The organism is Janibacter limosus NBRC 16128 (assembly GCF_001570985.1).
GTDB lineage: Bacteria > Actinomycetota > Actinomycetes > Actinomycetales > Dermatophilaceae > Janibacter > Janibacter limosus.
Genome location: NZ_BCSS01000023.1, coordinates 1 through 25,389 on the forward strand (window position 1 = coordinate 1; position 25,389 = coordinate 25,389).

Here is a 25,389-nt window from a genome sequence, read left to right on the forward strand (position 1 = left end):
CCACTCGCCCCGCGCACTGATGCACTACGACTCATAACAAGAACGTCTGAGAATCCATAACGAGAAGTTATTGCTGCAAAGACCAGCCATCTCTGCAATCTGCGCTGCATCTCGACATCAGAACCCGCCCGAGTCCTTCGCCAGGTTCGAGAACCGCGCGTAGTGCCCCTGGAAGCCGAGCACGATGTCGGCGGTGGGGCCGTTGCGGTGCTTGGCGACGATGACGTCGGCCTCCCCTTCGCGCTCCGAGCCTGGGTCTCGGTCGCGGTGGAGCAGGATCACGATGTCGGCATCCTGCTCGATGGAGCCTGACTCACGAAGGTCGCTCATGGCCGGACGCTTGTCGGTGCGCTGCTCAGGACCACGGTTCAGCTGGCTGATCGCGATGACCGGAACCTGCAACTCCTTGGCCAGCAGCTTCAGCGCACGGGAGAACTCCGAGACCTCCTGCTGGCGGGACTCCACCTTTTTGCCTGAGCTCATCAGCTGCAGGTAGTCGATGACGATGAGCTTGAGGTTGTGCTGCTGCTTCAGCCGCCGTGCCTTGGCGCGGATCTCCATGAGCGACAGGTTGGGCGAGTCGTCGATGTAGAGCGGGCTGTCGCTGATCCGGCCGACGACGCGGGAGAGCTTGCGCCAGTCCGGGTCGCTCATCTTGCCGCGTCGCAGGTGCTGCAGCTGGATGCTCGCCTCCGCCGCGAGGACACGCATGGTGATCTCGCTGCGGCTCATCTCGAGGGAGAAGATCGCGCTCGGCATCTGGTGGTGGATCGCCGCCGCACGGGCGATGTCGACTCCCAGCGTACTTTTTCCCACGGCCGGCCTCGCCGCGATCACGACCATCTGCCCCGGGTGCAAACCGTGCGTCAGCTCATCGAGATCGGTGAAGCCGGTGGGCACACCCGTCATCTCGTCGGTGCGCCCGGCCGCGACCTCGATCTCGGTCATCGTCTCGTTGAGCGTGTCCCACAGGGGCGCGTAGTCCTCGCCGCCGCGCTTCTCCGCGACGCCGTAGACCTCGGCCTGCGCGGAGTTGACGATCTCCTCGACGTCGCCGCCGCCCTGGGCGTAGCCCATCTGGACGATCTTGGTCCCGGCCTCGACGAGCCGGCGCAGCACGGCACGCTCGGCGACGATCTGCGCGTAGTAGCCGGCGTTTGCCGCGGTCGGCACCGACTGGATGAGGTCGTGCAGGTAGGCCTGCCCACCGGCGCGCTGCAGGTTGCCGCGCTTGCTCAGCTCATCCGCGATCGTGATCGCGTCGGCCGGCTCGCCCCGGCTGTAGAGGTCGATGATCGCGTCGAAGATGACCTCGTGCGACGGGCGGTAGAAGTCATGCCCCCGGACCGTCTCGCCGACATCGGCGATCGCGTCCTTGCTCAGGAGCATGCCGCCGAGGACCGACTGCTCGGCGTTGAGGTCCTGGGGCGGGAGGCGATCGGACGGCGGCCCGGACGAGTACGAGCCCGAGCCCCCGTAGCCCGTGTCCATCTCGGTCGTCGTCACGCGTGCCCTCCAGAGTCCTCTGCGACCCCGGCGAAGGGGGGTCCGCACGCCCCCCGCGAAGGAGACGTCTGAGCAGAGTCGCACCCTCCACCGACAACGCCAAACGGGCCTGTGGATAACGGTGTGGACAGCCTGTGGACGACGCGCCATAGCACTGTGCACAGCCAGTGGACAACCCTGTGGATCTCTTGGTCACCTGAGTCGCAGCACCCCCTCTGACCTGCTCAAACGCGCAGTGCCCGATGTGGACGCCAAAAAGCTTTTCCGCAATTCATCCACAGGCCCGACACGCCGCAAATCCTTCGGTGACACGCCCGGAGGACATATTTGCCCCCTTCGCGCAAGTCCCTCAGCCAGTTTTTCCGTAACGGATCCGGGCCCGCTCCTTCGCCTTCTCGGCCTCGACCTCGCGGTCCTTCGGCGGCGCGTTGGTGACGAGGTGCGAGAGCAGGTGCTGGGTCACCTGGGCGATCTCCTCCACCGCCTCGTCGAAGGCCGCCTGGTTGGCCTGGCTCGGCTTGGTCGACCCGCTCACCTTGCGCACGTACTGCAGCGCGGCGGCGCGGACCTCGTCGCTCGTGGCCGGGGGCTCGAAGTTGTGCAGCTGTCGGATGTTTCGGCACATGCGGCCAGTCTCCTCCCGACCACCGACGGGCGGCACCCCCTTCGCCCGTCAAAAAGCCATTTGGTCACTGTCGGCGCTCTGACGGACCATGGAGCACATGCCCTCCCCCGCGGCCGTGCCGCACCCCGTGACCACGCCTGCCCAGACGACCCTGGTCCTGCGCGTGCTCACCGTCGCCACCTTCGTCGTGATCCTCAACGAGACGATCATGAACAACGCGATCCCGCGCCTCATGGACGAGTTCCACGTCCCCGAGACCACGGCCCAGTGGCTGACCACCGCCTTCATGCTCACGATGGCCGTCGTCATCCCGATGACCGGGTGGATCATGCGGCGGCTGGCCACGCGGCGCACCTTTGCCCTCGCGATGGGCCTGTTCACCGTGGGCACGACGATCGCCGCCGCGGCGCCCACCTTCGAGGTCCTCGTGGCCGCCCGGGTGGTCCAAGCCGCCGGTACCGCCATCATGATCCCGCTGCTCATGACCACGCTCATGGACCTCGTCCCCGTCGCGGACCGCGGTCGCACGATGGGCAATGTCTCCCTCGTCATCGCCGTCGCCCCCGCCATGGGGCCCGCCGTCTCCGGGATCCTGCTCGAGCTCGGGACCTGGCGGCTGATCTTCATCGCGGTCCTGCCCATCGCAGCCATCGCTCTCTGGCTCGGTCTGCGTCACCTCCCCGACGTCGGTGAGCGCGGGGACAGCCGCCTCGACATCCTCAGCGTCGCGCTGGCCACCGTCGGCTTCGGCGGTCTCGTCTACGGACTCTCCGGCCTCGGCGGTGGCCACGGAGGCACCGGTGAGCCCGCTCCCGAGCCCGTCGTCGACCCGGCCCTGGCCGCGGGCGTCGCCGCCATCGCACTCATCGCCTTCGTCCTGCGACAGCTCGCGCTCGCCCGCCACGGCGACCCGCTGATGGACCTGCGCGCCTTCACCCACCGCAGCTTCACCGGCGCCTTCGTCACCATGTGCCTCGGGTTCGCCGCGCTCATCAGCTCGGTCATCCTGCTGCCGATCCACCTGCAGCGCGGGCTGGGGCTGACCACCCTCGAGACCGGTCTGCTCCTCATCCCCGGCGGCCTGGCGATGGGACTGCTCGGGCCGACCATCGGACGCCTCTACGACCGGATCGGCGCCCGCCCCCTCGTGGTCCCCGGCGCGGTCGGCATGACCCTCACGCTCGGGCTCTTCACGGTCCTCGTGCCGCACGTCGGCCAGTGGACGATCCTGGTCCTGCACGTCCTGCTCAGCCTGTCGCTGGCACTGCTCTTCACCCCGCTCTTCACGGCCGGACTCGGGTCGCTGCCGAGCTCCCTCTACGCCCACGGGTCGGCGCTGCTGGGCTCCTCCCAGCAGGTCTTCGGCGCCGCCGGCACCGCCACGAGCATCGCCGTCATGTCCCTCGTCGCCGGCTCGGACCCCACCGTCGCCGAGCGTGCCTCCGGCGTGCAGGTCGCCTTCGGCATGCTCACCGTCCTCGCCGCGATCGCCGTCGTCACCTGCCTGATGGTCACGACGCCGAGGGATGACCCGACGGCCGAGGGCGTGGCAGCCGACGACCGGCCGCTCGACGACGTACCCGCGTCGTAGTCACCACTGGCCGGGCACGAGCGAGGGGGTCCGCCGCAGGATGCTGGTCAGGCCTGCCGTGGCCGCGAGCAGCACCAGCGACAGCGCCACGACCCCCGGCCAGTGCCCGTGCGTCCACGCCAGGCCCGCGATCGTGCCGAAGACCGCGGAGCCCAGGTAGTACGTGAAGAGGTAGAGCGACGCCGCCTGGCTCGCGCTCGCGCCGCCGGCGTGCGCCCGCACCGGCACCCAGCCGCTCGCGATGCCGTGCACGGCGAAGAACCCGATGACGACGAGCGCCAGCCCGATGACGAGGGTGACGAGGTGGTCGGGGATCGTGACGAGCACCCCGACGGCTGCGATCCCCGCCCCCACCGGAGCGACCGTCCGGCGACCGTGCCGGTCGGCGAGCCGGCCGAACCATGCCGAGCTGATCGTCCCCAGCGGGTAGACGAGGAAGACCAGGCTCGCCAGCCCGAGCCCGAGGTGGAAGGGCGCCTCGGTGAGGCGAAACCCGACCATGTTGAAGGGGGCCTGCATCGCCCCGAGGACGCAGCCGCCGATGGCGTAGAGCGCCAGCAGCCCCCGGTCGGTGAGCGCCTTCCTCGTCGTGGCCAGCAGCGCCCGCGGGTTGCCGGGGACCGCGACGAAGCCCCGCGACGGCGGCAGCCACACCCGTACGACCCCCGCACACACGAGGCCGAGTGCGACCGTCGCCCCGATCCCCCACCGCCAGCCGCCGACCTCCGCGCCCGCACCGGCGAGCAGCCGGCTGAACATCGCCCCGAAGGCGGTGCCACCGACATAGAGCCCGGACGCACTGGCCTGGCTGGAGCGGTGCAGCTCCTCGCGCAGGTAGGCCGTGGCGACGGCGGGCAGACCGGCGAGGACGAAGCCGGAAGCGAAGCGCAGCACAAGGAGCGAGGTCCAGGTCGGGGCGAGCGCGGACGCCAGTCCGACGAGCACTGACGCCAGGAGTGACAGGTGGATCAGCCGGGTGCGTCCGACGACGTCCGACAGCGGGCCTGCGATGAGCAGCCCGCAGCCCAGCCCGAGGGTGGTCAGCGAGATCGTCAGCGTCGCGCTCTCGCTCGAGACGCCGAAGTGCCGGGTGAAGTCCGGCAGCAGCGCCTGCGTCGAGTAGAGGAGGACAAAGGTGGCCGTCCCCGCGGCGAAGAGCGACCAGACGACCCGGCGGTACTCCGGCGTCCCCGGCAGGTACCCCTCGTGCACCGCGTCCGCCGCCGTCACGGTGTGGACCGGGGTCGCAGCCGGGCCGGGATGTTGTGCCGGGTGACGAGCTGCACCCCGGAGGGCGTGGAGGTCGCTGCGCCGGGGAGGAGCCCGTGGTGCTGGAGGACCGCGCGGACCGCCGAGCCGGCGTCCTCCCGCAGGTCGTGGTCGAGCACGACGTCGAGCGCCCCGGTGCGCAGCAGCTCGAGGTTGTCCGCGTCGAGGTCGTGACCGACGTGGACGAAGGGGGTGACCCCCTTCGCCCGCAGCGCAGCGATGATCGCCCGGTTGGCTCCACCGACGGAGTAGACGCCGACCGGTCCGGTGAGGCCCTCCAACGCGGCCCCGACCACGGCCCGGGTCGAGGCGTCGAGCCCGTCGGCGTCGGTGACCCGGCGCACCGTCAGGCCCGGTGCGTCGCAGGCCAGCTGCTCGACGAAGGACTCCACGCGGGTGCGTTCCCCGACGAAGCTGGACCGGCTGAGCGTCACCAGCACCGTGCCGTGATCCGTTGCGCCCCACCGGTGCACGACGTCTGCAGCCGTGCGGCCGGCGGACCGGTGGTCGGGCCCGGCGTAGGCGATGCGTCGCGAGCCGGTGACGTCCGTGACGATCGTGACCGACGGGATCCCGCGCTCGGCGAGGTCGTCGATCGCGGCGACCACGCGGGGATCGTCGGGGACCTTCAGCAGCGCACCGTGGCTGGTCCGCCCCCTTCGCCCGATGCCGTCGAGGACGGTGACGACGTCATCGACGGTGCCCGACTCCCGCAGGTGGTAACGGGCGCGCACGGCCGCGGGCCGCAGCCCGGTGAGCTGCGACTCGAGCGCCTCGCGGACCGCACCGGAAAATCTGTCGGGCGCCTGCATGACCACGTCGAGCACGAGCGAGCGGGCGCCCAGGCGCAGGGCGCTCGTCTGGCGGTCCAGCTCGGCGACCGCCTGCTCGACGGCCCGCACCGCCCGTGGGCTGGCCCCGGCACGTCCGTGGAGGACACGGTCGACGGTCGCCGCGGACAGGCCGGCCTGCTCGGCGACGTCGCTGATCCGGTGGCTGCGCACTCAGGGCCGCCGCAGCCGGTCCACCCGGTCGCGGTGGGCGATCGCGGCGACGAGCAGGGTCTGGCCGATGACGTACGTGAGCATCACCCACACCCCGTGCAGCGGCAGCTCGAGGTCGGCGAAGGCGCGGACCGCGATGAGCGCATCGGAGATGACGAAGACGATCGCTCCGAGCGTGGCGACCCGGTCCAGTCCGGTCGCCAGGACCGCCATCGTCATGATCGCGATCCCGTAGAGCGCGACCTGCCACATGAACCCGCTGCCCAGGGTCACGACGACGAGCAAGGCCGCCAGCGCGATGGCGTACGGCGCGATGAGGACGGGCCGGGTGCGCGCGATGCTGCTCTCGACGAAGGGGTACAGCGCCGCCACGTAGGCGAGCTGCGCCAGCAGGAAGGCCCCGAGCATGAGCATGAAGCCGAGCTCGCTGCCGTCCTCCACGAAGCGCGGGACCGTGTCGCCGAGCCAGGACAGGACGAGGGCCACCACCGTCAGGCGCACGAGGAGCGAGTGGGGTCGCGGCGTCGTGGTGACGAGGAACCACCCGAGGAGCGGCATGAGCAGCACCTGGGTGACATCGGCGAGGACCCCGCCCGGCGCCGTGGCCTGGGCGCCGAGGTGGATCAGGGTGACCACGGCGAGGGCGGCGAGGGCGGGCATGGCTCGAGAGTAGTCAGAGGCGCCCACTAGGGTCGGTGGATGACACTCCTCGACACCCCCCTCGCCCGACTCGACGGCACCCCCGGCACCCTGCGCGACCTCACCGGCGGCAAGCCCGCCCTGCTGGTCAACGTCGCGAGCAAGTGCGGCCTGACCCCGCAGTACACCGCGCTGGAGGCGCTGCACGAGCAGCACCCGGACCTCGCGGTCGTCGGCCTGCCGTGCAACCAGTTCGGCGGGCAGGAGCCGGGGACCTCCGAGGAGATCGCCGAGTTCTGCTCCGCGACCTACGGCGTCGCCTTCCCGATGAGCGAAAAGATCGAGGTCAACGGCCCCGGTCGCCACGCGCTCTACGAGGGCCTCGTCGACACCCAGGACGAGGGCGGCGAGAGCGGCGACATCCGGTGGAACTTCGAGAAGTTCGTCATCGACGCCGACGGCAAGCCGGTCGCCCGGTTCAGCCCGCAGGTGGCTCCGGACGACGACCGCGTGGTCGCCGCCCTTCGCTCCGTCCTTGCCTGATCGGGTGAGCGTGACCGACGAGCCCGTCGAGCGGATCGACGGGGGTGACCGCTCGTGCGCGCGGCTGCTCATCCTGCTGCGCGCCCGCGTCGCGGAGCTCGCCGAGGGATCGGTCGTGCACCTGAGCACGACCGACCCGGTCGCCCCGATCGACCTGCCGGCCTGGTGCCGGATCACCGGCCACACCTATCTCGGGGTCGCCGAGCCGGGACCGCCACCGGTCTACGGGGTGCGGGTGACCGCGACCCCCGTGGCGACGCGCCCGGACCGGCCGTGGCACCCGGTGACCTGACGTCACGTCCTGGTTTCGGCGATCGCGCAGCCGCGCGAACCCTCCGTGAGGGCTGACGAGTCGGTCAGATCCTTTGACGTGCTGCTTGGACATAGGAAGGTCGGCGCAGCAGCGCCACCGTCCGGTACTGAGTCAGCCCCCGGGGCGGCCCATCCACAGGGTTGTACGGGCCCACGCGTGTCGCGTCACCATCGATGGTCAGGCCGCCGAAGGTGCGCCACTGTCCTCCGGGCCTCGACCACGACAGTGCCCATGTCGCGGAGCCCGCATCGGATGGCCGCAGGCGCAGCATCACTGGACCGGTGCTCGTGGCCATCGGAACCAAGGTCGAACATGTGCCGACGGACACGCGCGGCAGCAGCAGGTGGCGACTGATGCGCCCGCTGCCGGTGGCGGCGAACAGGAGGTCCCCTCCGGATGGTCCTTCGATGCGTACCGCGACACCCTCGATGTCAGGCATCCCATCCGACAGGCCGATGGCGCGACTGTGCCGCACCACACACGTCCACGTGCCCTGCTGATCACACACGGGGACACCAACCGGCTCAGCCGCATCCTCGGCCACCGACCACGTGGCCCGGAGCACCTCCCCCTTGGGATGCAACGGTCTGGCTCCGCCCCGTCCGTAAATCCTGTTGATCACCACCGACAGCAGACGGCCGCCCAGCTCGGCGCCGCCGTCGCGGATCTCAACCAGGTTCGTCATTCGTCCAGATTAGAGCCATGTGTTGCCGTCCGACAGTCCAGACGGGACCGCCCGCCAACGGCTCCCTGGTGCGCCAACAGCAGTGGTTCGTCAGGCCAGCAGCGCTGGTACGGACTGCACGGCGGTGAAGGCGGCGATGGCGAGCACGAGGACCGCGGCATCGGTGAGGGGCATGGCGATCTCCTGGACCAGGTGGTGTGCGTGTCGGCTGGGTTGTCGTTGGCCAGCAGGGCATCGATGCCTGCGACCCGTCCGCGCCAGACGTCCTCGAGCTCGGTGAGCATCGCGCCGACCGCTCGCACGGCCTCGACGTCTCCGCTCGCCAGGGACTCGCGTCCACTGCGGCGCTTGGTGATCAGCCCTGCCCGCTCGAGCGCCGCCACGTGCTTCTGCACGGCGGCGAAGCTCATCGGGTGGTGCGCGGCCAGGGCAGACACCGAGTGCTCGCCCGCCAGGACCCGGCGCAGGATGTCGCGTCTGGTGCTGTCGGCGAGCGCGTGGAAGAAGGCGTCTGCTCGGTCCTCGTCACTCGATGTCATGAGACCACCTGCAACCAACTGGTTGTAGGTGGTCCATGGTTCGGGGCAACGGGATTCTCGGGTCACCCGAGAATCCATGGGTGAGCAAGAGTTTCAAACCCTTGCTCAGGCGAGGTCTATCGGGTCACCCGAGAATCCTGGGAACCAGCGGCCCGCCAGTTGAGGTATCGCTGCTCGGGGATGCTCTGGGTCCGGCTCGCCGCGAGCAGGTAGGCCTCGGCGGCCTCTTCCCGGCGCCCCGCCCGCTCCAGCAGGTGCGCCCGGACGGCATGGACACGGTGGCCCCGCGCGAGGACCGGGTCGTCGAGGAGCGGCTCCAGGGCCGCCAGACCGGCAGGAGCACCCTGCGCCATCCCCACGGCCGCAGCGAGATTGAGCTCGACCATCGGCGACGGGGCGATGCGCGCAAGCATCCGGTACAGCACCTCGATCTGCGGCCAGTCGGTCTCGCGGGCGGTGGCGGCCTCCCCGTGGACGGCAGCAATGGCGGCCTGCAGCTGGAAGGGACCGACCGCTCCTCGCGGAAGCGACTCCTCCACCAACCGGACCCCGCGGGCGATCGCGCCGTGGTCCCAGCGCGTCCGGTCCTGCTCGTCGAGGGGGATGAGGTCGCCGGCGGCGTCCTGCCGAGCGGCGGTCCGGGCGTGGTCGATGAGCAGCAGGGCGAGCAGGCCCGCGGTCTCCGGGTCGCGGGGCAGCGCCCGGTGCAGCCGCTCGGCCAGGCGCAGTGCCTCGCGCTGCAGGTCGGTGTCGACGAGCCGGTCGCCGGCCGCGGTCGTGTGACCGGCGGTGAAGACGAGATAGACGACGTGCCGGACCGCGTGCAGCCGCGCCACCGCGTCCTCCTGCGTCGGCGGGGCGAAGGGAGCGCCGCTGCCCCTGATCGTCGCCTTGGCCCGACTGATCCGCTGCGCCATCGTCGCCTCGGGCACGAGGAAGCAGGCCGCGACCTGCGCGGTCGTCAGGCCGGCGACGGCGCGCAGGGTGAGCGCCACGCGGGAGGCATCACTCAGGTCCGGGTGGGCGCAGAGCATGCACATGCGCAGCGTGTCGTCGTCTGCCGGCACTCCCGACGCTCCCAGCACTGCCGGTCCATCGAGCAAAGCTGCGGCAGAGCGGGACTCGTCCTCCTCCCTTCGCTCCCGGGAGATGGTGGTGCGGTGGCTGTCGATGAGCCGGCGGGAGGCGACGCGGACCAGCCACGCCCTGGGGTCGTCCGGTGTCCCGTCGACGGGCCACTGCTGAGAGGCGGCGAGCAGCGCCTCCTGGACCGCGTCCTCGCAGGCCCCGAAGTCGCCGCTGCGCCGCACGAGCGCGGCGAGGACGTCGGCGGTGTGCTCCCGCCAGACGTCCTCACCGGGCGTCACTGCTCGTCGCCACCCGGCCACATCGTCGGACGCAGCTCGATCGTCTCGCCGGGGCCGGCGAAGTGGAAGGCGATCTCCTCGGCCCGTTCGCGGCTGGCGACGTCGATGAGGAAGAACCCGGCGAACTGCTCCTTGGTCTCCGCGTAGGGGCCGTCGGAGGCGATCGGGTCGCCGTCGGCCCAGCGGAAGAGCGTGGAGCTGCGCGGGTCGCCGAGGGCCTCACCACCGACGAGCTCGCCGTTCTCCTGCAGCTGCGTGAGCACCTGGTCGAAGTGCGCGTTCATGTCGTCGCGCTGCTCCTGCGGCAGGGCCTGGTGCTCGGCGACGAAGTCACCGGTGGGGTGGCCCCAGGGCTGGGGGGTGGAGTGGATGAGGATGACGAACTTCACGAGGTGCCTCCTGCCGCCGGCGGCGGTGTCGGTGATCGGCCATGACACCCCCGAGGTCGGAGCCGATGAGGCGTCCTCGACATCCTGCCTGCTCAGCCCTCCACGAGCTCGGCGAAGACGACGACATTGTCGAGGTGCCGCCGCGCGGTGCCGTCGTAGGTCCCGCCGCAGGTGATGATCCGCAGCTCAGGGCCCACGGTCGCGCCGTAGACGTCGACGCGGGGGAAGTCCGCCTTCGGGTACTTGCGCACGTCCGTGACCTCGAAGGTCGCCGTGCTCCCGTCCGCGCGGTCCACCTCGACCAGATCCTCCGTCTTCGTCGCCCCCAGCTCGAAGAAGACGGAGGGATCGTGGCCGGATCCGGTCACGTGGCCCTCGAGGACCGCCGGTCCGACCTCACCCGGCGTGGGTGAGCCGTCGTACCAAGCGACCTCGTCGTACCGCTCGCCCGACGGGACCATGAGCTGTCCCTGACCGTCCAGACCGAGTCCGTGGACGGGCGAGTCCACGTCGATCCCGGGCAGGCGCACCGCGGTCGGCCTCGACCTCGCGAGCGGCTCCGCCGTGGTGGACGAAGGGGGCGCTGCCGGCGTTGTCGTGGGGGCGCTCGTGGTCGTGGCGCCGCTCGAGCCGGAGCTGCTGCTCGAGCTCGAGCTGGCCACGGGTGTGGGTGGAGCCGGGACCTGGTGGGTGGCTGCCCACCCGACGGTCCCGGCTCCGGCCAGGAGCAGGCCGGCAGACGCCACCACGACTGCTGTGCGGCGGCGGCGTCCGCCGGCCTGCTCGGTCGTCATCTCGATCAGCGGTTGGTCTTGATGCGACGGGTGGCGGCGAAGCCGACACCACCCAGGCCCAGCGCGAGAGCGCCGAGGGCGAAGCCGCCCGCGTACTCCGTGCCGGCCGTGTCAGAGCCACCGGTCTCGACGCCGCCGTGCGGCATGTTCATCTGGGCGACGTTGAGCTCACCGCAGGCGGCCGGGTTGGTGGCCTCGGCGGGCAGCTTCGGGTCCAGGTCCGACTTGGCGGCTCCGTCGTACTTGCCGGAGCCGTCGTGGTCGACGCCGTGGACGACGACGACGCCGTCACCCGCGGCGATCTGCTTGGCGACCGCTGCATCGACGGTGACCGTGCGGGAGTAGTTGTAGGACCCCTCGCTCGGGAAGTTCGCGACGTCCAGGGCGTGGTCCATCCCGGTCATCCCGCCCGTCTTGGTCAGGGAGACCGCGACGGCGCCGTACTGGGCCGCTCCGTCGGTGGTCGTCAGGGCCCCGTCGGCGCCGGTGCCCTTCTGGCCGTTCGCCGGGCAGGTGTTGGTCCCGCCGATGTGGATGTGCTGCGCGTGCGGGGCGCCGGCGAGCAGGCCCTTCATGTCGAGCTTGATCTCGACCTGATTGCCCGTGACCTTGGCCCACGCGGTGCCCGAGGCGCCGGAGTCGTTGAGCTGGGACAGGCTGGCCGTCAGCTCGCCGCCCTCGTGCCCGTGGGCACTGGCGGGGCTCGCGAGCAGGGGCAGACCGACCAGGGCGGCGGTCGCGGCGATGGTGGCGAGTCGTGAGGTGCGCATTGGAAGTCCTCCTGTTGCCCGGCGACCAGGTGCCGCCTCGGTGGGGCATGAGGGAGTTCGGACCCGCTGCCGATCCGGATTGGACCGTGGGGAAGAAAGTTTTGCGCCTCCTCGTTTCACCGACGATGACCGCCGACGCCACCACCCAGACCGCTCGCCTGATCGACCTCGGGGTCCCGGCCCTGGCCGGGCTCACCGATGCCGCCTTTGCCGAGCTCGTCCCCGACGCCCCGGAGGGGAACGGCGTGCTGGTCGTCCACCCTTCGCTCGTGGCGGCAGCGGACCTGGCCCCGCTGCTCGCGCTGGGTGACACGGCCGGCTTCGTCGTCGAGGACCTGACGGATCTGGCCGACTTCGTGCCGATCGACGGCGAGGTCCTCCCCGACGCTCCGCTCTACTGGGTCACCGACCTCCAGCGCGGCGACGAGATGGCCAACTGGTCTCCCGACGAGGCACTGCCCGCGATCCGCGAGCGCGACCGCCACCCGCTCACCGTGAGCGAAGGGATCAGCTGGCTGCTCCAGGAGCCGGAGCGGCTCGAGCGCAACCGGTGCTTCATGACGATCGCCTCCCGCAAGCCCAAGGCGAAGGGGGCGGGGCTCGACTCGCGCACCCCTGCCCTGTGGATCAGCAACGGCACCGGTCGCGACGGGGCTGCGCGCAAGGGGGCGCCCAAGGTCGGCTGGTGCTGGGCAGGCAACCGGCACACCTGGCTGGGCTTCGCCTCGGCGGCCACTCGCGACGCTGGCTGAGGCGCGCAGGCCGTCCACGGCCGAAGCCTCGAAGCCGCCGTGGCTTCGAGGCTCCTCGATGGCGCTCGTCGCACCTCAGCCAGCGTTGGCGCAGTTCCCCGCGACGCAGCTCAGCCAGCGACCCGGGCCGCGTTGGCCACGATCGCGTCGTGCAGCCACTGCGCGGCGCCGGGCTCGATGTCCTCGTAGTGCGCGGTGAAGCGCGGGTCCGACAGGTACATCTGCGCCAGGCACACCTGGAACTCGTGGTCGCAGTCGTAGAACCGCGCGATGCTCGCCCGGTGCCGCTCGGCAAGGACAGCCGCGGCCTCGCCGTCGACCGGCTCCCCGGCACGCACCGCCGCCCCGAGGTCCGACTCGAAGCCCTCGGTCTCGGCCTTGACCTGCGCCCACTGCGCCGGGGTCATGTCCTTGGTGCGCTGCTGGGACTGCGCCCACTTGTCGGTGTCGCCCCAGCGCTCCTGCGCCTCGGCCTGGTACTCCTCGTTGTAGCCGTCGCCGAAGAGCTCCTTGAGGTCTTCCGCTGTCGCGGGCTGGTTGTCCATCTCTGCCTCCAGTCGTCGATCGATCGCTGCCACGAGGTCAGACATCTCCGCCAACCTCGTCGTGACCAGATCGCGCTGCCGCCGCAGGTGCTCGACGACGTCGGCGCCGTCGAGCAGCTCACCGATCTCCTCGAGGGAGAAGCCCAACCGTCGGTAGACGACGATCGTGCTCAGCCGCTCCAGGTCACCACCGGTGTAGAGCCGGTAGCCCGCACGGGTGCGCTCGCTCGGGTGCAGCAGCCCGACCTCGTCGTAGTGGTGCAGCGTCCGCACCGTCACGCCGAAGGTCTCGGCCGCCTGTCCCACCGTGAGTGCCTCCATGAGGCCAGTCTGCGACAGCTGCGCGATCTCGGTCATGGCACGAGCGTGCTGCCTCACGTCGCGTGAGGGTCAAGCCGCGCGGGCGAGGCGAGCGTGGTGGCGTCGCAACCTCGAGTGACGGCCAGACGTCCGCGGATACCTCCCAGGGCGAGCTGACCAGCAAGATCGCCACTGATGCACCGCCGGAGGACGTGGTCTGGGCTGCGCCCGGACGCGCCGGCCGGCTGGAAGGCCTTGGAGGCCGAGGTGGGCCTGAGGTCTTTTTGAGGTGATCTCGACCTCGACTCGACCCCACGGACAGTGGAGGCTGGGGGCATGACACCGACGTCCACCCCCTTCGCCCGGCTGCGGCAGGCTGACTGCCACGTGGAGGACCTGCGCGATCTCCTCGCGACCCAGGACGACCCGGAGCTCGCCTTCGCCGACCGCGTCGAGCAGCGGGTCCCGATCTACGACGCGGCGCGTCTGCGCGAGGCGATCGCGACCGACGAGGGTTGTGCCGCCGTCGAGTCCGAGCTGGCCCGCGTGCTCGCCGACGGGCCGGGGATCTTCGTCATGACCGGCGCCCTCCCCCACCGGGTGATCGACCGCGTGACCGCGGCCTTCGAGGAGATCATCACGACCGAGCGGGCGCAGGGGGGCGAGGTCGGCGACCACTTCGCCGCCGGTGGCGTCAACGACCGCATCTGGAATGCGCTGGAGAAGCTCGCGGTCGCGCACCCCGAGGACTTCGTCGACTACTACGCCGACGACCTCGTCGCCCTCGCCGCGCGCGCCTGGCTCGGCCCCGGCTACCAGGTGACGAGTCAGGTCAACGTCGTCAACCCCGGCGGCGTCGGGCAGACCGTGCACCGCGACTACCACCTCGGCTTCACCTCGCCCGAGGTCACCGAGCGCTACCCGCGGCACGTGCACGCGCTGTCGCCCGTGCTCACCCTCCAGGGCGCGATCGCCCACTGCGACATGCCGATCGAGACCGGCCCGACCCTCTACCTGCCCCACTCGCAGAAGTACTCGCACGGCTACCTCGCCTACTGGCTCCCGGAGTTCCAGGACTACTTCACCGAGCACCACGTGCAGCTGCCGCTGGCGAAGGGGGATGCCGTCTTCTTCAACCCCGCCCTCTTCCACGCGGCCGGGTCCAACACCACGAGCGATGTGCGCCGGATGGCCAACCTCCTGCAGATCAGCTCCGCCTTCGGCCGGGCCATGGAGTCGGTCGACCGGGAGCGGATCGTCACCGCGATCTACCCGGCGCTCCTGTCCCGCAAGGCTGCCGGCGTCGATGTCGACCACGCGGTGGCGGCGAGCGCGGAGGGCTACGCCTTCCCGACCAACCTCGACCTGGACCAGCCGGTCGACGGGATGTCACCCCCTTCGCAGGCCGACATCGTCCGCGAGGCCCTCGCCGAGGGCGCCGCGCCGGCGGACCTCGCCACCCGCCTGGCCGCCCACTCCACCCGCCGCACCACCCAGGAGATCTGATGCAGGAGCTGCTCACCGACAAGGTCGTCGTCATCGTCGGCGGCACCTCCGGACTGGGCGCCGGCATCGCCGCCGCTGCCGTCCGCGAAGGAGCCACCGTCGTCGTCACGGGCCGCCGCCCCGGGCCCGGGGAGACCCTCGTCGACGAGCTCGGCGAGTCCGTCAGCGCCGTCACGGGGGATGTGTCCGACCCCGAGCAGGCGAAGGGGGTCGTGGCGGCGGCCATCGAGCGGCACGGCCGCATCGACTGCCTCGTCAACTGCGCCGGCCTCACCGACCGCGGGTCGATCCTCGACACGACGCCCGAGCTCTTCGACCGGCAGGTCGCGACCAACCTGCGCGGTCCCTTCTTCACCATGCAGGCCGCGATCGCGGACATGACCTCCCGCGGCGAGCCCGGCACGATCGTCAACATCTCGAGCATCAGCGCGCGGGGCGGGCAGCCCTTCCTGGCGCCCTATGTCGCCGCCAAGGCCGGCCTGATGGGTCTGACCAAGAACGTCGCCCACGCCCACAAGCACGACCGGATCCGGGTCAACGCCCTCAACATCGGGTGGACCGAGACCTCTGGCGAGGACGCGACCCAGCGACGCTGGCACGGCGCTGGCGACGACTGGGTGGAGCAGGCCAACGCGCGCCTGCCCATGGGCAAGCTCGGGCAGGTCGACGAGATCGCGGACGCGGTCGTCTTCCTGCTCTCGGACCGCAGCGGCGTCGTCACCGGCTCCGTCATCGACTGGGACCAGCAGGTCATCGGAGGGCAGGACTGAGATGCGCATCGGACTCATCGGACTCGGGCGCATCGGCGCCTTCCACGCCACGACCCTCGCCGGCCTCGAGCATGTCGAGGAGCTCGTCGTCACCGACCCCGTGGCGGCGGCCGTCGAGGGCGTGACCGGACGCATCGGCAAGGCCCGCGCCGTCGCCGACCCGCCCGCCCTGCTCGCCGACGGACTCGACGGCGTCGTCATCGCCGCGGCCACCAACGCGCACGCCGACCTGATCCGCGCTGCCGTGGCGGCGGGGATCCCCACCCTCTGCGAGAAGCCCGTCGCCGGGACCCTCGCCGAGGCCCTGGCGATCGAGTCGACCGTCGCCGGCAGCGATGTCCCGGTGCAGATCGGCTACCCGCGGCGCTTTGACCCCGCCTTCGTCGCCGCACGCGACGCCGTGCGCTCGGGCTCGCTCGGGCGGATCACCACGGTGCGCTCGACGACCCTCGACCCGGCTCCCCCGCCGGCCGCCTACCTCGCCGTGAGCGGCGGGGTCTTCCGCGACTGCTCCGTCCACGACTTCGACGCCGTGCGCTGGGTGACCGGCCAGGAGGTGGTCGAGGTCTACGCCACCGGCGCGGTCGACCCGGACGCCCCGCACGACATGTACGCCGCGCACGGCGACCACTCCACTGTCTCGGCGCTGCTCACCCTCTCCGACGGGACGATCGGCGTCGTGTCCAACACCCGCACCAACGGTCGCGGCTACGACGTGCGGCTCGAGGTGCACGGGGTCAACGACGCGGTGGCCGCGGGCCTGGACGAGGGGCTCCCCCTGCGATCCACGCAGCCGGGCATCTCCTGGCCGAGCGGGCCAGCCCACAAGTTCTTCATGGACCGTCTCGCCGAGGCCTTCCGGATCGAGCTGGGCGTCTTCACCCAGGTCGCCGCCGGCGAGGTCGACAACCCGTGCACCGTCGCCGACGCGATGGGCACGGCCTGGACCGCAGAGGCCGCGACCCTCTCGGCCGCGGAGCACCGGCCGGTGACGCTCGAGGAGGTCAGGGCCGGGAGGGCCCTGACCTCCTAGAGCGTCTCGCAGCGGACGTGGTGGAGCGAACGGATGAGGTCCTCGTCCCTGATGTGGATGGTGAGGTCCTCGGTCTCCGGGTAGGCGCACACGTACTCCACGGCCGCGTCAAAGGTGGCATCCTCCGTGTCGGGAGTCTGGATGTTGACCTCCAACGGGATGGTCTCACCGTCGTACCCGAGACCCTGTGACACGTCGCGGGCGCCCAGCTCCGCCCCCGCCGGGTTCTCCCCTGCCCACGCGAGCCACTGCTCGAGCTCCGTCCGGTCGGCACCACACTCGTGCTCGGCCACGCGGTCGTATCCGAAGTCCTCGTTGGACTCGTACGACACGGCCGCAAGGGACACCTCGGCTCCTGGCGGGGACGCAGCACACTGGAGATCGAGCAGATCGAGCACCTCGGACGCAGGCAGTTCAGCGTCGGTGCCACGCAGTCGGATCGAGGAGCGCAGGTCCACCTCGGAGGCCTGCTCGGCATGAGCCGACACCGAGAGCAGCTCGACGGGCCGGTCGTCGATCCCCTCGTCCACGTGGGGGAACCGCGTGGTCGTCAGCTCGGGTTCGACGGATGTCACGAACTCCTGCTGAGCCGTCTCCTCGGCGTTGGTCAGCCGGGCCTCCTGCCACGTGAACACCGCCCACCACACGAGAAACCCCACGATCATGATCATGACGACGCCCCCTGTCATGGCGAAGATGTGCTTGATCCACCCAGGGGTGAGCCGTTCCTCCTCCTCGCGGTCCTTGACCGTGCGGATGCGCACGTCGAGCGCGTCGGCCAGCTCCTCGAGGGCACTTTTGTGCCACTGGAGGGTCGGCAGCCCGACGAAGCGCTCACCCTCGGTGGTGACGATGAAGGTCATGGTGGCGCTGTCAGCACCGAGTCCGTTGCCCCGGTCGACGGTGCCACGGACAATCTCGGCCACTTGGTCGCGCGGGAGGCGCTGCCGGAACCCGGCTCGACTGACGACCAGCTCGTCGCGCGTCAGCGTGATCGACGAGAGCCCGTAGATGACGTAGTAGGCGATGCTGACGGCGAACGCGGCCACGAGCACCACTCCGGTCCTCACCAGCGTGGATGACGTGTCACCGTCGCCGTTCCGGAGTCCGTACGCGGTCGAGGTGCCGACGAGGACCAGCATGAGTGGCCAGTTCTGGGCAATGGTGCGAACACCCAGTCGCAGGCCACCCTGACCCGCTGTGACGGTGAGGGTGGCGGGCTGGGTCCGGGCGTGCTGGTCCATCGTCTCCCTGAAGTGAGTGACGGACCTCCGCCGGGACCGCCCCGGACACGATATCCGCGCCGGCGATTGGTCGCCCTCGACGGCACGCATCCGCTTGGGCCCCGGCCACCTGGTGCAACCCCTCTACGAGTTCGCGGACCCAGGGGCCAGGACGGAGGCGGAGGACGTGCGGAGGGCCAAGCGGGGGGCCACGAGGTGCTCGCGCGCCGGACGATCGGGATCGGCGATCCGCTCGACCAGGAGGTCCGCGGTGAGCTCGCCGACGGCACGCGGCTGGATGTCGACGCTCGTCAGCCCCACCCACCGCATCCGGGCGATGCTGCTGTCGTCGAAGCCGACGAAGGACACGTCGCCCGGCACCGCCAGGCCTGCGTCGGTCGCCGCGGCCATCGCACCCACACAGACCAGGTCGTTGACGGTGAAGACTGCGGTCGGCGGGTCGGACGCGAAGAGCGCTGCACCGCAGGCGATCCCGTCCTCCTGCGTGATGTCCGCCGAGACGACCTGGATGTGCTCGGCCAGCCCCGCGGCCCGCATCGCCTCCTCGTAGCCCGCCCGCCGCTGGCGGAAGACCTCGGCGTCCGGCCCCGCGATGTGGGCGATGCGCTCGTGGCCGAGGCCGACGAGGTGCTCGACGGCCAGACGCGCCCCCTCGGCATCGTCCTCGGCGACGACGTCGACCGTGGGCAGGGTGAGGTCGCGCATGCCGGCGATGACCGTGGGCAGACGCTGCGCCGCGTCGCGGATCGAGTCGGTCACCGGCATCGTCCCCGCGAGCACGAGCCCGTCGACCCGCATGTCGACGAAGGCGTGGAGCAGCCGGTCGTCGAGCTCCCGGTCGAGCCGTCCGTCCGCGACGAAGGCATGCAGGTCGTGCTCGGCCAGCCGCTCACCCAGGCCCTCGAGGAAGTCGACGAACCACGGCTGACGCAGGTCGTTGACGAGCACCCCGATGGTCCGGGTCCGGCGCGCGCCGAGGCTCTGCGCGGCGGCGTTGGGCCGGTAGCCGAGCTCGGCGATGGCCGCCTCGACGGCCGCCCGGGCCTCGGGTGAGACGCGCGAGGAGCCTTGCAGCACACGGGAGACGGACGACTTGGAGACCCCGGCGCGCTCGGCGACGGTGCGCAGGGTGACCGGGTAGTCGCTCCCGCCCGGACTCACGTGATGGCTGCCTTGAGGATCGAGCGAAGGGGGACGCCCGGGTCCGTCAGCTGCGCCGGGTCGAGCGGCACGGCGGCGGCGATGAGCTTCTCCGCGACGCGGATGTCCTTGGCGACGCTCGCGCCCGGGCCGACGGCGGCCGCGTGGACGAGCCGGTCCTGTGCGTCGAGGCCCAGGTGCAGGAGGACTCCGTCGTCGCGGTGGCGCAGCACCGAGCGCTGCCCAGTGCCGGGCAGCCCTGCGACAGAAAGCATCTGGTCGTACTGATCGGACCAGAACCACGGGACGGCAGCGTGCGGCTCCCCCTGACCGAGCATCGACGCAGCGGCCGTCACCGCCTGGTCGTGGGCATTGCGCCACGACTCCAGACGCACCCGGCCGCCGGAGCGGGCGTCGGGGAAGGAGGCGCAGTCCCCCGCAGCGAAGACCCTCGGGTCGGAGGTGCGCAGCGCGGCGTCGACGACGATCCCGTCGTCGACGACCAGACCTGCTGCTTCGGCGAGCAGGGTCGTCGGCGTCGCCCCGACCCCGGCGACGACCGCGTCGACGACGAGCTCCTCCCCGTCGGAGAGGGTCGCGTACAGCCTGCCGCCGTCGCGCCGCAGACCCGTCACCGTCGTCGCCACCCGGAGGGAGACACCGTGCGCGTCGTGCAGGGCGCTCACCTGCGCCGCCACCTCCTCGGGCACGATCCGCCCGAGCACCCTCGGGCCTGCCTCGACGACCGTGACGTCCATGCCCCGCTCACGCGCGCCCGCGGCGATCTCCAGGCCGATGAACCCGGCACCGACGACGAGCAGGTGCCCCTCGGGGCGCAGCAGCGCACGCAGTGCCTCGGCATCCTCGTGGGTGCGCAGGTACGTGACCTCGTCGAGCTCGAGCCGCCGCGGGTCGGAGCCGAGGGCGAGGAGGAGGCGGTCCCACGGGACGACCTCCCCGGCGTCCTGCGGACCGGCGCTCGTCGTGACGGTGCCGGCAGCCAGGTCGATGTGTGTGACCTCCACGCCCAGCCGCAGGTCGATGTCGGCCTCGGCGAGCTGCTCGGGTGTCCACGGGTGGACGAGAGCCATCTCGTCGACGGCCAATGCCCCTTTCGACAGCGGTGGTCGCTCGTAGGCGTGCACGGACTCCCGCCCGATGAGGGTGATCTCACCGCCGAATCCCTTGTCGCGCAGCGCCATCGCAGCGTGGGTGCCGCACTCGCCCGCTCCGACGACGACGATCCGTCGCACGTCTGGCGGGAGGTCAGCCGAGGTCGACATGGACCTGCCCGTCCTCGACCTTGACCGGGTAGGTGCGCAGGTCGACGGTCGCCGGGGCGCCCACCGCCTTGCCGTCGGTGATGCGGAAGCGCCCGTTGTGCTTCGGGCACTCGATGATGCCGTCCATGACGAGACCATCGCACAGCAGCATCCGCTCGTGCGTGCAGTGCCCGTCGCTGGCGTGGAAGCCTCCGTCCTCGTCCCGGTAGACGGCGATGTCCCGGCCGTCGACGCTCACGCCGATGACGTCCTCCTCCTCGACGTCGTCGATCTCGCAGACCCTGGTCCAGCTCATGGGTGCCCCTCTCAGGCCGCGGTCGCGGCGGTCGTCGTGGTCGTCGTCGTCGGTGGCAGCAGGCCGTCGACCGGGCCGTGGAAGGGAGCGGCCGTCGCGGGCAGCTCCCTGCGCACGAAGTAGGAGGGGTCGCGCAGCTGCCGCAGCACCGCCGGGACGATCTCGCGGTAGGCGGCGACCAGGCCCGGGTAGGGCTCCGGGAGGTCGTGCCTCATCTCCTCGTGCAGCTCGGGCAGCCGGTGGTACGGGACCATCGGAAACATGTGGTGCTCGATGTGGAAGTTCATGTTCCAGTAGAGGAATCGGTTGACCGGGCCCATGAGGACCGTGCGGGTGTTGAGCCGGTGGTCGATGACATTTTCGCCCATGCCCGCGTGCTGCGTCAGTCCGTAGACGACGTGCATGAAGCACCCGTAGACGCGCGGTCCCCCGATGAGCACGAGCGGCAGCCACGAGGTCGTGACCACAGCGAGCGCGATGACCGCGCCGTAGACGGCCAGCCAGATCCGCGCGGTGCGCACTGCCGATGCGTGCTCCTGCGCGGGGACGTACTCGCGCTCGTCCCGGGAGAAGCGCCCCACGGACAGCCGCAGCGTCGTGACCACGGCCTGCGGGACGTCGACGAGTCCAACGAGGTTGAGCAGGATCCGCCCCAGCCGCGCCGGGCGCATGGCGACGATCTCGGGGTCACGTCCGACGACGAGGGTGTCGCTGTGGTGGCGGGCGTGCGAGTAGCGCCAGGTGACGGGGTTGCGCATCATGAAGAAGCACGCGATCTGGTAGACCGCGTGGTCCATCCAGCGCGTCCTGAAGGCGGTGCCGTGGCCGGCCTCGTGCCACCGCGAGTCACTGGCGGACCCGTAGAGCACGCCGTAGACGAGGGCGAAGGGGACGACCCACCACGATCCCCATGTCACGACGATCCCGGCGCCGCTCAGCAGGATCAGACCCAGCCAGATGATGGTGTCGCGGATCGCGGGCCCGTCGGAGCGGCGCATCAGCTCCTTCATCCGCTTGCGCGGGATGTCGGTGCGGTACCAGTCGGCGGCGCTCAGACCGTTGGCCACGGCGAAGTCAGTCGCCTCGCCCTCGAGCGCGTACCAGGAGAGTCGATCGCGGGTCGTCATGTCGGCTCCTTTGCCGTGAACATCCGGTGTGGGACCGGTCCCAAAAGTGTGGCGCGAGGACGGTGATGGCGTCAATCCCCCTTCGCTCGCCGCTCCCTGCCCCCTCCCCTGATCGCCGGTGGAGGTATACGCGCGGACGAAAGCTCCGCGAGCCCCCTTCCACCGCGAAGGGGGGTCCCCCGGGTGGAAGCCGGCGCGCCGAAGAAACCTCTGCGCGTATACCTCCACCCGCGGGACGGGGCAGGGAGCAGGACGGGACAGGGATCAGGTCGCGGGGAGGACCTCGATCCGGCCCAGCTCCTGGGTGCAGCGGGTCAGGGCGACGTAGAGCCCATTGAGCCCGCGCGGCTCCGCGGCGACACCGTCCGGGTCGACGAGCAGGGTGGCGTCCCACTCCAGCCCCTTGGCCTGGGTCGCGGTCATGACGGTGGCCCGTGAGCCCAGCGCGGCCGCCAGTGACTCGACCCGGGCCACGGGCGCGATGACGCCCACGGAGCCGCCCGCCCAGCGATCGACGAGTGCCGCGTGCTCACGCCGCGCGATGTCAACCAGCTCGTCCTGGTCCACGCTCAGGAGCCACGGGTCGATGCCGCTGCTGCGGACCGCCCTCGGTGGCTGGTTGGTGCTTCCAGCAGCCTCGAGGACCGGTCCCGTGAGCTCCATGACCTCACGCGGGGTGCGGTAGCAGATCGTCAGGTCCGCCTGCCGCCACCGGTCGGTGAGGACCTCTCCGACCGCGCCCTCCCACGTGCTGTGGTCGTGCGGCGCCTCGGTCTGGTCGATGTCGCCCACGGCCGTGATCGAGTATGCGGGGCAGCGTCGAGCGACCATCTGCCACTCCATCGCCGACAGCTCCTGCGCCTCGTCGACGACGACATGGCCGTAGATCCAGTCGCGTTGTGCCGCAGCCCGGTCCGCGAGGAACTCCCCCTGCTGACGGCGGCTCCCCTCCTCCCCGAGGAGGTCGGTCATCGCGTCGAGCAGGGCGATGTCGCTGGGGGCCAGCCCGGCTGGCTCGGCGGCCACGAGGTCGCGCTCGGCGTCCGTCAGGTCGGGTGCCAGCTCGGCGAGCGCAGCGGGGTCCGACAGCAGTCCCCGCAGCTCCGTGGCCGGGTCCCGGTCCGGCCACCACTGACGCACCCGGTCCGCGAGCCCGGGGTCGGCCTCGATCCGGGCGCGCAGCTCCTCGACCTCGGCGTCACTCAGCTCACCGTCGACGGCGCCGCCCGACGCCTGGGTGCGCACGCCGCGGTCGTCCCTCCTGGCCAAGCCGGCGTCGACCGTGGCGAGGATGTCCTCCAGCCCCTCCTCGGTCGCCTCCAGCAGCTCGACGACCCGATCGGCGACGAGATCGGTGAGGACGTCGACGAGGTGCTCGACGAAGAACCGCCGTGCAGGGTGGTACCCGCGGCCCGACAGCGCATTGCGCTGCAGGCGCTCGATGGTCGCCCGCGGCACGGTGTAGTCCTCGCCGTCCCACCGCACGGTCAGGTCCGAAGGGGGCGGCACCAGCCCCGCGGCCCGTCGCCCCAGTGCCCCCTGCCAGAGGGCCCGTCCCTTGATCTCGGCGAGGCGACGCTCCTCGCTGCGCCCCGGCCGGACTCCCGGGACGAGGGTCTCGCAGGTCGCCGAGACCACCGCGGTCTCGCCGAGAGCCGGCAGGACCTGGCCGATGTAGTCGAGGAACCTCTCCGACGGGCCCAGGACGAGCACGCCGGCTCGGGCCAGCTGGGGGTGGGCGAAGAGCAGGTAGGCCACCCGGTGCAGCGCGACGACGGTCTTGCCGGTGCCCGGACCGCCCTGCACGACGAGGGCACCGCGGGCATCGGCGCGCACGATGTCGTCCTGCTCCCGCTGCAGGGTGGCGACCGCGGTCCCCATGTGGCCGGTGCGGCGCTCGTCGAGAGCGGCCAGTAGTGCGCCCTCACCCACGAGCTCGCCGTGGGCCGACCCGTCGAGGGCTTCGTCATCCACCCCGACGACCAACGGGCCCTCCGTGCGGATGTGTCGGCGACGCGACATCCCTTGCGGCGCAACGGCGGTGGCGGTGTAAAAGGGACGGGAGGCATTGGCCCGCCAGTCGACGACGAGCGGGTCCGCGTCGTCGTCCTGGGCAGGCACACCGACCCGGCCGATGCGCAGGACGCTGCCGTCCTGCCCGTCGAGCCGCCCGAAGACCAGCCCCTGCTCCGCCTGCTCGAGCTCGGCCCGACGGGCGCGTGCCGCACGCAGGGCGGTCGCGGCGACCGAGTCCTGCGTGGCGCTGCGCTCCAGCCGCCGCGTCAGCTCGCTCATCAGGGTCGTGCGGCGCTCGTGCGCCGCGTCGAGGGCTTCCTGCTCCTCGCGGAGCGCGTCATGAGCGGTCGTCTGCTCGGTCTCGCGTGCGGCCACGTCTCTCCCGGTGCTCTGGTGCGGCTTCGTCCAACGCACCGTCGGGCCGCTTCTGTTCCCACGGGTCGGGACGGGCCCTCCCTTCGCCCCTCCGTGGCTGCGAGACTGGAGGCAGACACCGACGTCACCCAGGAGGACCCCGTGAGCAGCATCCCGCCCGAGGACATCGAGACCCAGGGCCACGCCGGCCTGCTCATCGGATCGCTGTGGAGCCCGCCGAGCGACCCGACATGGGTGGCGGTCATCGCCCACGGCTACGGCGAGCACATCGGGCGCTACCAGTGGGTGGCCGACCGGCTCACCTCCGACGGCGCCGTCGTCTACGCGCACGACCACATCGGGCACGGACGCAGCGAGGGTGAGCGGGTGTTCATCGAGGACTTCGAGCCGGTGGTCGACGACCTGCACCTGCTCGTGCAGCGCGCGCACGACGAGAACCCCGGACTGCCCGTCGTGCTGATCGGCCACTCGATGGGCGGGATGATCGCGGCGCGCTACACCCAGCGCCATCCCGAGCTCCTCACCGCGACCGTGCTCTCGGGCCCGGTCCTGGGCACCTGGGAGCCGACGGCCCTCGCGGAGCTCGACGAGATCCCGCCGACCCCGATCGACGTGACGACGCTCAGCCGGGACCCGGATGTGGGGGCGGCCTACGAGCAGGACGAGCTCGTCTGGCACGGCGACTTCGCGCGCCCGACCCTGCGCGCCCTGAAGGCCGAGCTCGAGACCATCACCCTCGGCGGGCACCTGACCGTCCCGACCATCTGGCTGCACGGCGAGGACGACCAGCTCGTCCCCATCAGCCCCAGCTCGGAGGGCTGGGCCCACATCGCCCCCGTCGATGCCCTCTCGAAGCGCTATCCCGGCGCCCGCCATGAGATCTTCAACGAGACCAACCGCGAAGAGGTCCTCGACGACGTGCTTGCCTTCGTGCACCAGCACATCTAGGCGAAGGGGTCCCCCTTCGTC

26 protein-coding genes are annotated in these 25,389 nt (G+C 71.2%); 8 read left to right on the forward strand and 18 right to left on the reverse strand.

Annotated elements, in window-relative coordinates; translation table 11 throughout:
* Positions 1-117 precede the first annotated feature (117 nt).
* Positions 118-1,491: a replicative DNA helicase gene (gene dnaB, locus JLI01S_RS09860; RefSeq protein WP_068264072.1), complete on the reverse strand. Its 1,374-nt coding sequence runs from the start codon at positions 1,489-1,491 to the stop codon at positions 118-120.
* Between the two features lie 364 nt (positions 1,492-1,855).
* Complete coding sequence (locus JLI01S_RS09865) at positions 1,856-2,131, reverse strand: DUF2277 domain-containing protein (protein WP_068263966.1); 276 nt, start codon at positions 2,129-2,131, stop codon at positions 1,856-1,858.
* A gap of 97 nt (positions 2,132-2,228) precedes the next feature.
* Between JLI01S_RS09865 and JLI01S_RS09870 the strand changes: the two genes are divergently transcribed.
* The gene (locus JLI01S_RS09870) at positions 2,229-3,722 is read left to right on the forward strand and encodes a DHA2 family efflux MFS transporter permease subunit (protein ID WP_068263973.1); all 1,494 of its coding nucleotides are present in this window, start codon (positions 2,229-2,231) and stop codon (positions 3,720-3,722) included.
* Here the strand turns inward: JLI01S_RS09870 and JLI01S_RS09875 are convergent, their stop codons facing one another.
* From JLI01S_RS09875 to JLI01S_RS09885, 3 genes are read right to left on the reverse strand one after another with little or no spacing between them, the layout of a single operon-like run.
* Positions 3,723-4,952, reverse strand: a complete 1,230-nt coding sequence (locus tag JLI01S_RS09875; RefSeq protein ID WP_084349344.1) for an MFS transporter — start codon at positions 4,950-4,952, stop codon at positions 3,723-3,725.
* Positions 4,949-5,995 carry a LacI family DNA-binding transcriptional regulator gene (locus JLI01S_RS09880; protein WP_068263976.1) on the reverse strand — a complete coding sequence of 349 codons (1,047 nt, stop codon included), beginning with the start codon at positions 5,993-5,995 and terminating at the stop codon, positions 4,949-4,951. The genes JLI01S_RS09875 and JLI01S_RS09880 overlap by 4 nt, the downstream gene beginning before the upstream one ends.
* Complete coding sequence (locus JLI01S_RS09885) at positions 5,996-6,655, reverse strand: lysoplasmalogenase family protein (RefSeq protein ID WP_068264076.1); 660 nt, start codon at positions 6,653-6,655, stop codon at positions 5,996-5,998.
* Positions 6,656-6,694: 39 nt separating this feature from the next.
* Here JLI01S_RS09885 and JLI01S_RS09890 point away from each other — a divergent pair, with 39 nt between their 5' ends.
* Together JLI01S_RS09890 and JLI01S_RS09895 are read left to right on the forward strand one after the other, a co-directional pair.
* Positions 6,695-7,177 (forward strand): glutathione peroxidase, encoded by a 483-nt coding sequence (locus JLI01S_RS09890; protein WP_068263979.1) that lies wholly within the window; start codon positions 6,695-6,697, stop codon positions 7,175-7,177.
* A gap of 4 nt (positions 7,178-7,181) precedes the next feature.
* A complete protein-coding gene (locus tag JLI01S_RS09895; protein ID WP_157074903.1) occupies positions 7,182-7,469 on the forward strand; it encodes a sulfurtransferase TusA family protein in 288 nt (95 codons plus the stop codon).
* Between the two features lie 64 nt (positions 7,470-7,533).
* Here JLI01S_RS09895 and JLI01S_RS09900 read toward each other — a convergent pair whose 3' ends face one another.
* The 6 genes from JLI01S_RS09900 to JLI01S_RS09925 all read right to left on the reverse strand — a co-directional run bounded on the left by JLI01S_RS09900 (position 7,534) and on the right by JLI01S_RS09925 (position 12,034).
* Positions 7,534-8,175, reverse strand: coding sequence for a hypothetical protein (locus tag JLI01S_RS09900; RefSeq protein WP_068263984.1), 642 nt, complete (start codon positions 8,173-8,175; stop codon positions 7,534-7,536).
* A complete protein-coding gene (locus JLI01S_RS17800; RefSeq protein ID WP_084349346.1) occupies positions 8,172-8,714 on the reverse strand; it encodes an ArsR/SmtB family transcription factor in 543 nt (180 codons plus the stop codon). The genes JLI01S_RS09900 and JLI01S_RS17800 overlap by 4 nt, the downstream gene beginning before the upstream one ends.
* A 116-nt stretch (positions 8,715-8,830) precedes the next feature.
* Positions 8,831-10,081 carry an RNA polymerase sigma factor gene (locus JLI01S_RS09905; protein ID WP_068263987.1) on the reverse strand — a complete coding sequence of 417 codons (1,251 nt, stop codon included), beginning with the start codon at positions 10,079-10,081 and terminating at the stop codon, positions 8,831-8,833.
* Positions 10,078-10,470 carry a YciI family protein gene (locus JLI01S_RS09910; RefSeq protein ID WP_068264079.1) on the reverse strand — a complete coding sequence of 131 codons (393 nt, stop codon included), beginning with the start codon at positions 10,468-10,470 and terminating at the stop codon, positions 10,078-10,080. The genes JLI01S_RS09905 and JLI01S_RS09910 overlap by 4 nt, the downstream gene beginning before the upstream one ends.
* Positions 10,471-10,562: 92 nt before the next feature.
* Positions 10,563-11,264, reverse strand: coding sequence for a class F sortase (locus JLI01S_RS16680; RefSeq protein ID WP_084349347.1), 702 nt, complete (start codon positions 11,262-11,264; stop codon positions 10,563-10,565).
* A gap of 5 nt (positions 11,265-11,269) precedes the next feature.
* Positions 11,270-12,034: a CHRD domain-containing protein gene (locus JLI01S_RS09925; RefSeq protein ID WP_068263993.1), complete on the reverse strand. Its 765-nt coding sequence runs from the start codon at positions 12,032-12,034 to the stop codon at positions 11,270-11,272.
* Positions 12,035-12,159: 125 nt separating this feature from the next.
* Here JLI01S_RS09925 and JLI01S_RS09930 point away from each other — a divergent pair, with 125 nt between their 5' ends.
* Positions 12,160-12,786 (forward strand): DUF5701 family protein, encoded by a 627-nt coding sequence (locus JLI01S_RS09930; protein WP_068263995.1) that lies wholly within the window; start codon positions 12,160-12,162, stop codon positions 12,784-12,786.
* Positions 12,787-12,896: 110 nt separating this feature from the next.
* On the opposite strand, the gene JLI01S_RS09935 is transcribed toward JLI01S_RS09930, so the two are convergent.
* A complete protein-coding gene (locus JLI01S_RS09935; protein WP_068263997.1) occupies positions 12,897-13,688 on the reverse strand; it encodes a MerR family transcriptional regulator in 792 nt (263 codons plus the stop codon).
* A gap of 279 nt (positions 13,689-13,967) precedes the next feature.
* Here JLI01S_RS09935 and JLI01S_RS09940 point away from each other — a divergent pair, with 279 nt between their 5' ends.
* Genes JLI01S_RS09940 through JLI01S_RS09950 form a run of 3 tightly spaced genes read left to right on the forward strand, consistent with a single transcriptional unit; the run spans position 13,968 to position 16,940 of the window.
* Complete coding sequence (locus tag JLI01S_RS09940; RefSeq protein WP_068263999.1) at positions 13,968-15,137, forward strand: phytanoyl-CoA dioxygenase family protein; 1,170 nt, start codon at positions 13,968-13,970, stop codon at positions 15,135-15,137.
* A complete protein-coding gene (locus JLI01S_RS09945) occupies positions 15,137-15,907 on the forward strand; it encodes an SDR family oxidoreductase (RefSeq protein ID WP_068264001.1) in 771 nt (256 codons plus the stop codon). Before JLI01S_RS09940 ends, JLI01S_RS09945 begins: the two co-directional genes overlap by 1 nt.
* A 1-nt stretch (position 15,908) precedes the next feature.
* Positions 15,909-16,940 carry a Gfo/Idh/MocA family protein gene (locus JLI01S_RS09950; protein WP_068264003.1) on the forward strand — a complete coding sequence of 344 codons (1,032 nt, stop codon included), beginning with the start codon at positions 15,909-15,911 and terminating at the stop codon, positions 16,938-16,940.
* On the opposite strand, the gene JLI01S_RS09955 is transcribed toward JLI01S_RS09950, so the two are convergent.
* From JLI01S_RS09955 to JLI01S_RS09980, 6 genes are all read right to left on the reverse strand, one after another.
* Positions 16,937-18,184, reverse strand: a complete 1,248-nt coding sequence (locus JLI01S_RS09955; protein WP_068264005.1) for a hypothetical protein — start codon at positions 18,182-18,184, stop codon at positions 16,937-16,939. The two genes, JLI01S_RS09950 and JLI01S_RS09955, sit on opposite strands and share 4 nt — an antisense overlap.
* A 123-nt stretch (positions 18,185-18,307) precedes the next feature.
* Positions 18,308-19,345 (reverse strand): LacI family DNA-binding transcriptional regulator, encoded by a 1,038-nt coding sequence (locus JLI01S_RS09960; protein WP_068264007.1) that lies wholly within the window; start codon positions 19,343-19,345, stop codon positions 18,308-18,310.
* On the reverse strand, positions 19,342-20,607 hold the full coding sequence (locus JLI01S_RS09965; protein WP_068264009.1) for an NAD(P)/FAD-dependent oxidoreductase: 1,266 nt from the start codon (positions 20,605-20,607) through the stop codon (positions 19,342-19,344). The genes JLI01S_RS09960 and JLI01S_RS09965 overlap by 4 nt, the downstream gene beginning before the upstream one ends.
* Complete coding sequence (locus JLI01S_RS09970; RefSeq protein ID WP_068264016.1) at positions 20,591-20,902, reverse strand: non-heme iron oxygenase ferredoxin subunit; 312 nt, start codon at positions 20,900-20,902, stop codon at positions 20,591-20,593. Before JLI01S_RS09970 ends, JLI01S_RS09965 begins: the two co-directional genes overlap by 17 nt.
* Before the next feature lie 11 nt (positions 20,903-20,913).
* Positions 20,914-22,029 carry a fatty acid desaturase family protein gene (locus tag JLI01S_RS09975; RefSeq protein WP_068264017.1) on the reverse strand — a complete coding sequence of 372 codons (1,116 nt, stop codon included), beginning with the start codon at positions 22,027-22,029 and terminating at the stop codon, positions 20,914-20,916.
* A 264-nt stretch (positions 22,030-22,293) separates the two neighbouring features.
* Positions 22,294-24,420 carry a HelD family protein gene (locus tag JLI01S_RS09980; protein WP_068264019.1) on the reverse strand — a complete coding sequence of 709 codons (2,127 nt, stop codon included), beginning with the start codon at positions 24,418-24,420 and terminating at the stop codon, positions 22,294-22,296.
* A gap of 141 nt (positions 24,421-24,561) precedes the next feature.
* Here JLI01S_RS09980 and JLI01S_RS09985 point away from each other — a divergent pair, with 141 nt between their 5' ends.
* On the forward strand, positions 24,562-25,368 hold the full coding sequence (locus JLI01S_RS09985; RefSeq protein WP_084349351.1) for an alpha/beta hydrolase: 807 nt from the start codon (positions 24,562-24,564) through the stop codon (positions 25,366-25,368).
* The last annotated feature ends 21 nt before the right edge of the window (positions 25,369-25,389 follow it).